General features: G+C 58.4%; 12 protein-coding genes. 9 read left to right on the forward strand and 3 right to left on the reverse strand.

The genetic code is table 11. From position 1 onward, the window contains the following. Window positions 1-79: 79 nt before the first annotated feature. The 3 genes from H8S59_RS24730 to H8S59_RS24740 all read right to left on the reverse strand — a co-directional run bounded on the left by H8S59_RS24730 (window position 80) and on the right by H8S59_RS24740 (window position 1,906). The gene (locus H8S59_RS24730) at window positions 80-937 is read right to left on the reverse strand and encodes a phasin family protein (protein WP_187523126.1); all 858 of its coding nucleotides are present in this window, start codon (window positions 935-937) and stop codon (window positions 80-82) included. Window positions 938-947: 10 nt separating this feature from the next. Beyond that, on the reverse strand, window positions 948-1,373 hold the full coding sequence (locus H8S59_RS24735; RefSeq protein ID WP_095092500.1) for a phasin family protein: 426 nt from the start codon (window positions 1,371-1,373) through the stop codon (window positions 948-950). 254 nt (window positions 1,374-1,627) lie between these two features. Further along, window positions 1,628-1,906 carry a polyhydroxyalkanoic acid system family protein gene (locus H8S59_RS24740; protein ID WP_095092501.1) on the reverse strand — a complete coding sequence of 93 codons (279 nt, stop codon included), beginning with the start codon at window positions 1,904-1,906 and terminating at the stop codon, window positions 1,628-1,630. A 143-nt stretch (window positions 1,907-2,049) separates the two neighbouring features. Between H8S59_RS24740 and ubiE the strand changes: the two genes are divergently transcribed. The 9 genes from ubiE (at window position 2,050) to H8S59_RS24785 (ending at window position 8,191) form a co-directional block, all read left to right on the forward strand. After that, window positions 2,050-2,820: a bifunctional demethylmenaquinone methyltransferase/2-methoxy-6-polyprenyl-1,4-benzoquinol methylase UbiE gene (gene ubiE / locus H8S59_RS24745; protein WP_027901653.1), complete on the forward strand. Its 771-nt coding sequence runs from the start codon at window positions 2,050-2,052 to the stop codon at window positions 2,818-2,820. Further along, on the forward strand, window positions 2,820-3,443 hold the full coding sequence (locus H8S59_RS24750; protein ID WP_187523127.1) for a ubiquinone biosynthesis accessory factor UbiJ: 624 nt from the start codon (window positions 2,820-2,822) through the stop codon (window positions 3,441-3,443). The genes ubiE and H8S59_RS24750 overlap by 1 nt, the downstream gene beginning before the upstream one ends. Further along, entirely contained in the window at window positions 3,440-5,059 is a 1,620-nt protein-coding gene (ubiB, locus tag H8S59_RS24755) for a ubiquinone biosynthesis regulatory protein kinase UbiB (protein ID WP_095092503.1), read from the forward strand. Before H8S59_RS24750 ends, ubiB begins: the two co-directional genes overlap by 4 nt. 68 nt (window positions 5,060-5,127) lie before the next feature. Then, entirely contained in the window at window positions 5,128-5,520 is a 393-nt protein-coding gene (gene hisI, locus H8S59_RS24760; RefSeq protein ID WP_087274417.1) for a phosphoribosyl-AMP cyclohydrolase, read from the forward strand. A 3-nt stretch (window positions 5,521-5,523) separates the two neighbouring features. Then, window positions 5,524-5,856, forward strand: coding sequence for a phosphoribosyl-ATP diphosphatase (locus H8S59_RS24765; protein WP_027901649.1), 333 nt, complete (start codon window positions 5,524-5,526; stop codon window positions 5,854-5,856). A 41-nt stretch (window positions 5,857-5,897) separates the two neighbouring features. After that, a complete protein-coding gene (locus H8S59_RS24770) occupies window positions 5,898-6,170 on the forward strand; it encodes a twin-arginine translocase TatA/TatE family subunit (RefSeq protein ID WP_187523128.1) in 273 nt (90 codons plus the stop codon). A 10-nt stretch (window positions 6,171-6,180) separates the two neighbouring features. Next, entirely contained in the window at window positions 6,181-6,696 is a 516-nt protein-coding gene (gene tatB, locus H8S59_RS24775) for a Sec-independent protein translocase protein TatB (protein WP_187523129.1), read from the forward strand. After that, window positions 6,693-7,487: a twin-arginine translocase subunit TatC gene (gene tatC / locus H8S59_RS24780; RefSeq protein WP_095092505.1), complete on the forward strand. Its 795-nt coding sequence runs from the start codon at window positions 6,693-6,695 to the stop codon at window positions 7,485-7,487. Before tatB ends, tatC begins: the two co-directional genes overlap by 4 nt. After that, a complete protein-coding gene (locus H8S59_RS24785) occupies window positions 7,484-8,191 on the forward strand; it encodes a 16S rRNA (uracil(1498)-N(3))-methyltransferase (RefSeq protein ID WP_187523130.1) in 708 nt (235 codons plus the stop codon). Before tatC ends, H8S59_RS24785 begins: the two co-directional genes overlap by 4 nt. The last annotated feature ends 117 nt before the right edge of the window (window positions 8,192-8,308 follow it).

Genomic DNA, 8,308 nt, shown 5'->3' on the forward strand with positions numbered 1-8,308 from the left:
AACTTAATGATGCTGAGTCTCTGGCACAAAAAGCCCGACCTGCTTTCGCAGATCGGGCTTTCGCATTACAGCCCTTGAATCAGGACTGACTGGCCGGTGTCGACGGCGTAGCCGATGCCGGTGCTGCGGCGGTATTGGTCGCAGCGGGTGCTGGCGTTGCGGTTGGTGTGGCAGCGGGTTTCGGAGCCGGTTTGGCGGCTGCTTTAGGGGCCGCCTTCGGTGCAGCAGGTTTTTTGGCCGCGGCAGGTTTCTTCGCCGCAGCCGGCTTGCTGGCCGCTACAGACTTGGCCTTGGTCGCGGTTTTAGTCGCAGCTTTGTTAGCGGCGGCTACGGGCTTCGCCGCTGCTGCTTTCACTGCTGGTTTGGCTGCGGCGGTTTTCGCGGCAACTTTGTCGGCGGCTTTGGCGACCGGTTTCGCGGCGGCTTTCACCAATGGTTTAGCGGTGGTTTTAGGTGCAGGTTTGGACGCCGCGGCCTTGGAAGTCGAAGCTTTGGAAACAGGCGCTTTTGAAACGGGGGTCACAGAAGCACCCGTCAGCTTCTCGATTTGCTTGGTCAGCAGATCAACCTTGCTGTGCAATGCCTTCACTTCGTTGCGGCTAGGCACGCCCAGACGCGAAATGGCGCTGTTCAGACGCTTGTCGAAAGCCCCCTCCAGCTCGCTCCATTTACCCAGTGCGAGGTCTTTGACATCACCCACACGAGACTTCGCGGCCTTGGCAGAGTCTTTGGCGGAGTCGACTTGTTTATCGACTTCGACCTTGGTCTGCTTCTCGGCTTTTTCGCCATCTTTAACCAGCGTTTCAAAAAGCTTACTGCCGTCATTGCTGATCTTGGAGTAAGCGCCTAAACCAGCCAGCCAGATTTGGCGGGAGTATTTCTCCACCTCGCCAATCCAGGAGCTGCCTTCTTTCTCGATTTTTTTCTTGCCAGCCATCCTGCTCTCCTTATTGTTTACGCGCGACACGTTCAAGCAATGCCGTCAGCTCATCGAGCTTAGCAGACAGTGTCTCCACGTCATGTTTAGACGGTATACCGATGCGATTCAAGGCGCTGGCAACCCGCCGATCGAATGCGCTTTCGATTTTATCGAGCTGCACCTCGACTCGACCCTTCACCGACGTCAGCTCATCTTTGGCTGAATCGATCTCGCTGTTGGCGGCATCGACCTTTTCATCGATCACTTTTTTGGCTTTCTTTTCGGTCTGCTCACCCGCTTTGACCAGCTCTTTGAAGTACTCAGCGCCTTCCTGACCGGCCCACGAATAAGCACCCAGCCCCGCCAGCCAAACCTTGCGGGCATACAGGCGAACGTCGGAGACAGAACTGTTTTCTTCGTCTTTGATTTTTTTCTTCAACGTAACTTTGGCCATGGTGCACCTCACGCTCGAATGTTTGAGGATCGCCCCCAGGGAAGACGGGGCATGGACACGAAAGTAGTCGGAAAAATTAGAAAGCTCACCCTAGGTTTGGGTGATGTTGAAAGGGTGTAGGAAATGGAGGTGGGATGCGAATTCTGTTGGAGCGAGTGGGCGGCATTCCGACTTGCCCGCGAATCAGCGATCTCGGTGCAACAGACATACCGCATTCATCTTCTTCGCGGGCAAGCCTCGCTCCAACAACTCAATCAAGCAACCAACGCTTTATCCAGCTGCCGCTCTACCTCTGCCTGAATCTGTCCGCTCATGGCCGACAGGAAAAAATTCAGTTCCAGGTTAACCCGCACAAAATCCTCTCCAACATCGACCGTACCTTTGGCGCCCTTGCCTTCCAGCTTGACGACGTCGCCGCTCCACTCGTGCTCGATGCCGTATTTGTCGGCCAGCTTCTCGACCAGCAGCTCAGCCTTCTCGCGAGCCTTTTCCTTGCCCAGCGAATGCGGGCGTTCAACAGTAATCTTGGCCATTCGATGGCTCCTTCAGCGCAAGGTCAATCGTGGGGCAACTATACCAGCCGACCCGGATGAAGAAACTGTTGGCGATGAGCCTTGTCAAGACAAAGCCAGCCACGACGATTAGAATGGCAACACTTTATTCCGGTGAACGCGATATGAATGATCCGCGCAAAGGCAGCGATGCCGAACCTACTACTCACTTCGGCTACAAAAATGTGCCGGAAAGCCAGAAGGCAGAGAAAGTTGCGGAGGTGTTCCACTCCGTCGCAGCCAAGTACGACCTGATGAACGACCTGCTGTCCGGTGGCATGCACCGCCTCTGGAAGCGCTTCGCTATCGAACTCTCCGGCGTTCGTACCGGCAACCGCGTGCTGGACATCGCGGGCGGTACTGGCGACCTGACCAAAAAGTTTTCCCACCTCGTCGGCCCCACCGGCGAAGTGGTGCTGGCTGACATCAACGCCTCCATGCTCAAGGTCGGTCGCGATCGCCTGCTGGACCTGGGCGTGGCAAGCAACGTCAAATTCGTTCAGGCCGACGCAGAAAAGCTGCCGTTCCCTGACAACCATTTTGATTGCGTGACCATTGCCTTCGGCCTGCGCAACGTGACCCACAAGGAAGATGCGCTGCGCTCGATGCTGCGTGTGCTCAAGCCGGGTGGCCGTCTGCTGGTGCTGGAGTTCTCCAAGCCGACCAACAAGCTGATGTCCAAGGCCTATGACGCGTACTCATTCGCGTTCATGCCATTGATGGGCAAGCTGGTCACCAATGATTCGGAAAGCTATCGCTACCTGGCTGAATCAATCCGCATGCACCCGAATCAGGAAACCCTGAAGTCGATGATGGTCGAAGCCGGTTTTGACCGCGTGACCTACCACAACATGACCGCAGGCGTTGTGGCACTGCATCGCGGCATCAAACCCTGATGTTGCTCAGCGGCTTGCTCGCCAGCGTCGAGCACGGCATCAACCGCGTGTTGCGGCTGGACAGCACCGCATTGCCGCGCCTTGAGCGCCTGTCAGGCAAGGTGATTGCGGTTGATTGCCGTAATCCTTCGCTGCAGCTGTTCATTCTGCCCAGCGACGAAGGCCTGCTGCTCGCCTCCCACTGGGAGGTTGAAGCGGATTGCATCTTGCGCGCCCCTGCTGCCAGCCTTATGCGTCTGGCGGTAAGCAAAGACAAGAGCGCCGTGCTGCACGGCCCCGATGTCGAACTGGATGGCGACAGTGGCGTGTTACTGGAACTGGTCGGGATCCTTCAGGACCTCGAACTGGACTGGGAATACGAGCTGTCCCGCTGGCTTGGCCCGGTGGCGACGACGTTGCTGGGTGATCACTTGCGCAGCCGCGCGCGCTGGAGCAAAGACAGCTTCGCCAACCTCAGCCAGAGCCTTGCCGACTACTTGAACGAAGAGTCGCGCACCCTGGTGGGTAAACACGAAGCCGAAGCACGCTTTGCCGAACTCGACCGGATCAAACTCGATCTGGAACGCCTTGAGGCGCGCTTTGAGCGCCTCGCCCAATCCTCTGACTCCAGCGATAACGCATGAAGCTGCTTGCCGTCCGCCGTTTGTTTCGTATCCAGCGTGTCGTGATCCGTTACCGTCTCGATGACTTGCTGTTCGCCCTGCCGCTGCCGTGGTGGATGAAGGCCACACGCTTTGTCATGCCGTGGCGTTTGCTTCCGCGCAACAACGCAGAACTGCCTCGCGGTGCGCGTCTGCGTCTGGCGCTGCAAGACCTTGGGCCGATCTTCATCAAATTCGGACAGATCCTGTCGACCCGTCGCGACCTGCTGCCCGAGGACATCGCTGACGAATTGATGCTGTTGCAGGACCGCGTTCCGCCGTTCGACCCGCAAGTGGCGATCAAGCTGATCGAAGAACAACTGGGCGCGAAAATCAGCGAAGTGTTCAGTCGCTTCGACGTCACGCCGCTGGCTTCGGCTTCGGTGGCGCAGGTCCACGCAGCGCAACTGAAGAGTGGCGAAGAAGTAGTGGTCAAGGTTGTGCGTCCGGGCCTCAAGCCGATCATCGGCCAGGACCTGGCGTGGCTGTTCATTCTGGCGCGTACTGCCGAGCGGATGTCCGCCGATGCCCGCCTGCTGCACCCGGTGGATGTGGTCGCCGACTACGAAAAAACCATTTACGACGAACTGGACCTGCTGCGTGAAGCCGCCAACTCCAGCCAGTTGCGCCGCAACTTCGAAGGCTCGGACCTGCTCTATGTGCCCCAGGTTTACTGGGACTGGTGCCGCCCAAAAGTGCTGGTCATGGAGCGCATCTACGGGATTCAGGTTAACGATCTGGCCACCCTGGCGGATCAGCGCACCGACATGAAACTGCTGGCCGAGCGTGGTGTGGAGATTTTCTTCACCCAGGTGTTCCGCGACAGCTTTTTCCATGCCGACATGCACCCCGGCAATATTTTTGTCAGCACGGTCAACCCGTGGAGCCCGCAATACATCGCGATCGATTGCGGAATCGTCGGCAGCCTGACGCCGGAAGATCAGGATTATCTCGCTCGTAACCTGTTTGCCTTCTTTAAACGTGATTATCGTCGCGTTGCGCAACTGCACATTGATTCGGGCTGGGTGCCTGCGGAAACCAAACTGAATGAGTTTGAAGCCGCGATTCGCACCGTGTGCGAGCCGATCTTCGAGAAGCCGCTCAAGGATATTTCCTTCGGTCAGGTGTTGATGCGTCTGTTCCAGACCGCTCGCCGCTTCAACATGGAAGTCCAGCCGCAGCTCGTTCTGCTGCAGAAAACCCTGTTGAACATCGAAGGCCTGGGCCGTCAGTTGTACCCCGATCTGGATCTGTGGAGCACCGCGCAGCCGTTTCTGGAGCGCTGGATGCGTGATCGCGTCAGCCCAAAAACCCTGTTTGGCAATCTGCAATCCCAGGTCGAGCAGATTCCGCATCTGGCCAACATGACCCGGGACTTGCTGGAGCGCATGTCGCAACCGCACCGGTCTGATCCGCCGCCACCGTGGCGTGAGCGCGGTGACGGATGGGCATTGCGCCTGCTGGGCTCGGCGCTGCTGGCCGGAGGCGCGGTAATGGCCTCGACACTGGTCGCGGAAGGTACGGCGCTGGTTGCACCACTCGCCTGGCCCGCATGGATCATGCTGGTGGCTGGCCTGTATCTGGTCATCCGCCGATAGCCAGCGGCGCTGCCCGCTGGCACACTGTTGAATCCGCCGAGGCCTGAAGCCCGGCTGCCGGAGTAGATATGAAAGACTGGCTGGACGAAATCAAGTGGGACAGCGACGGTCTGGTGCCTGCCATAGCTCAGGATCACAAGACCGGACGCGTTCTGATGATGGCGTGGATGAACCGCGAGGCCCTGAACCTCACCGCCGCAGAGAATCGTGCAATCTATTGGTCGCGTTCGCGTGGCAAACTCTGGCGCAAAGGCGAAGAATCGGGCCATGTGCAGAAGCTTCATGAGCTGCGCCTGGACTGCGACGCCGACGTGATCATCCTGATGGTCGAGCAGATTGGCGGTATTGCATGCCATACCGGCCGCGAAAGCTGCTTCTATCGCGTCTACGAAGATGCCGCCTGGAAGACCGTCGAACCGGTCTTGAAAGATCCTGAAGCTATTTATCACGCAGGACACTGAAACATGACTGATACCTTGACCCGCCTGGCCGAAGTGCTGGAGTCGCGCAAAGGTGCCGCTGCCGACAGTTCCTATGTCGCCAGCCTGTATCACAAGGGATTGAACAAGATTCTGGAAAAGGTCGGCGAAGAGTCGGTCGAAACCATCATTGCCGCCAAGGATGCCGCTGTCAGCGGCGATTGCAGCGATGTCATCTACGAAACCGCTGACCTGTGGTTTCACAGCATGGTGATGCTTGCTGCATTGGGTCAGCACCCACAAGCAGTGCTGGATGAGCTGGACCGCCGTTTCGGCTTGTCCGGGCACGCGGAAAAAGCCGCGCGCACAGCTGACTGACCTTCACTTTTCGAGCTTGAAATTTCTACGAGGATTGCTTCATGGGTATTTTTGACTGGAAACACTGGATCGTCATCCTGGTTGTCGTGGTACTGGTATTCGGCACCAAGAAGCTCAAGGGCCTGGGCAGCGATGTCGGCGAGTCGATCAAAGGCTTCCGTAAAGCCATGAACGATGATGAGAAACCTGCAGAGCAGCCGCCGGTGCAACCTCAGCAACCGCCGCAAGCTACGCCGCAGGGCTCGCCCCTGAACCAGCCGCACACCATCGACGCGCAAGCGCATAAAGTCGAAGAGCCAATCCGCAAAGACTAGGTCGTATTGAATGTTTGGTATCAGCTTCTCTGAACTGCTGCTGGTCGGCCTCGTCGCCTTGCTGGTGCTTGGCCCTGAGCGTCTGCCCGGCGCTGCGCGTACCGCTGGCCTCTGGATTGGCCGGCTGAAGCGCAGCTTCAATGCGATCAAACAGGAAGTTGAACGCGAAATCGGAGCCGACGAAATTCGTCGCCAACTGCATAACGAGCACATCCTGTCGCTGGAAGAAGAAGCGCGCAAGATCATGTCTCCGCAGCAGTCCCCGGCCAATCCGCCTCCGGCAACCGGGCAGACGCCCGCTGAACCGGCTGAACCGGTGGTTTCGCCCATCCCGAACACGCCGTCCGTGACACCTGCTACCGACCTGGGTCCGGCCGCTCCAGCGGGCACGACGCCCGCCGCAGAGCCCAAGACTGTAGAAGCCACGACCCAGGTCGCGACTGAACCTGCGCACGTGACGCCAGCGACGCCAGCACCCAACGCACCCTCCGCCAACGATTCGTCACTGCCACCGCGAGCCCCATGAGCGATATTCCGGAAAATGACCAGCAAATGCCGCTGGTCTCGCACCTCACAGAACTCCGTTCGCGCCTGCTGAAATGTGTCCTGGCGATTTTCGTTATCTTCGGCTGCCTGTTTTATTTCACGCAGAAGATCTACACCTTCGTGTCAGCACCGCTGCGGGTTTTCCTGCCTGAAGGTGCGACGATGATCGCCACCGACGTGGCGTCGCCGTTCATTACGCCGTTCAAGCTGACCATGATGGTTGCGCTGTTTCTGGCCATGCCGGTGATCCTGCACCAGATCTGGGGTTTTATCGCGCCAGGCCTGTACAAACACGAAAAGCGCGTCGCGGTACCGCTGCTGGTATCGAGCATCATCCTGTTCTATTCGGGCATGGCCTTCGCCTACTACCTGGTCTTCCCGCTGATTTTCCACTTCTTCGCCAGCGTGACGCCTGAAGGCGTTTCGATGATGACGGACATCGCCAGTTATCTGGATTTCGTGATGACGCTGTTCTTCGCCTTCGGCGTGGCGTTCGAAATCCCGGTCGCCGTTGTGCTGCTGGTGTGGATCGGCATCGTTGACGTGAAGTACCTGAAAAAGATCCGTCCTTACGTGATCATCGGTTGCTTCGTGGTCGGCATGATCCTGACTCCACCTGATATTTTCTCGCAGACGCTGCTGGCGGTGCCGATGTGGCTGTTGTTCGAGATTGGCGTGCTCTGCAGTTCGCTGATCACCAAGCGCGGCGATCATGCCGATGACCAGCGCGAAGAAGACAAGCAAGACCAGCCGCCCGCGACCCAGCCGTGAACCTGCTGCTTCTCGAAGACGCCGACTTCGTTGCGGCTGACCGGGTCGTACTGCGCGACAGACGCCTCAAGCACATGCAAGAGGTGCATCGCGCAGAAGTCGGTGACAGTCTGCGTGTCGGCCGTATTGGCGGCTTGCTGGGCAGCGCTGAGCTGCTGCGGCTGGAAGCACACGAAGCCGAGTTACGCATCACCCTCGACATTGCCCCGCCTGCCAAACTGCCATTGACCTTGTTGCTGGCCCTGCCCCGCCCGAAAATGCTGCGCCGGGTTTTTCAGACGGTCGCGACCATGGGCGTGCCAAAGGTCATTCTGCTCAACAGCTATCGCGTGGAAAAAAGCTTCTGGCAGACGCCGTTCCTGGAACCGCACGCGATCCGCGAGCAACTGATTCTCGGCCTTGAACAGGCTCGGGACAGCGTACTGCCTGAGATCATCATCGAAAAACGCTTCAAGCCGTTTGTCGAGGACCGCCTGCCTCAACTGGCCCAAGGGACTTTGGGTCTGGTGGGACATCCCGGAGACTTCCCCGCTTGCCCACGCGCCGTAACCGGGCAAGTCACCCTGGCCATCGGCCCAGAGGGCGGCTGGATTCCCTATGAAGTCGACCTGCTGAACAAAGCAGGCCTGCAACCGGTGCAACTCGGCGAGCGTATTCTGCGGGTCGAAACAGCAGTGACTGCTTTATTGGCCCGGCTGTTCTGATCGACGCGCATCACGGCAAACTCGGTGAATGAGTTCGGTCCCACAGGTGGTTGAGTGATTCGTTGGAGCGTGGCTTGCCCGCGAAGAAGGCAACGCGTGTTATCAGACAAACCGCGT

It is taken from the genome of Pseudomonas folii, assembly GCF_014357575.1.
GTDB classification, from domain to species: Bacteria; Pseudomonadota; Gammaproteobacteria; order Pseudomonadales; family Pseudomonadaceae; genus Aquipseudomonas; species Aquipseudomonas folii.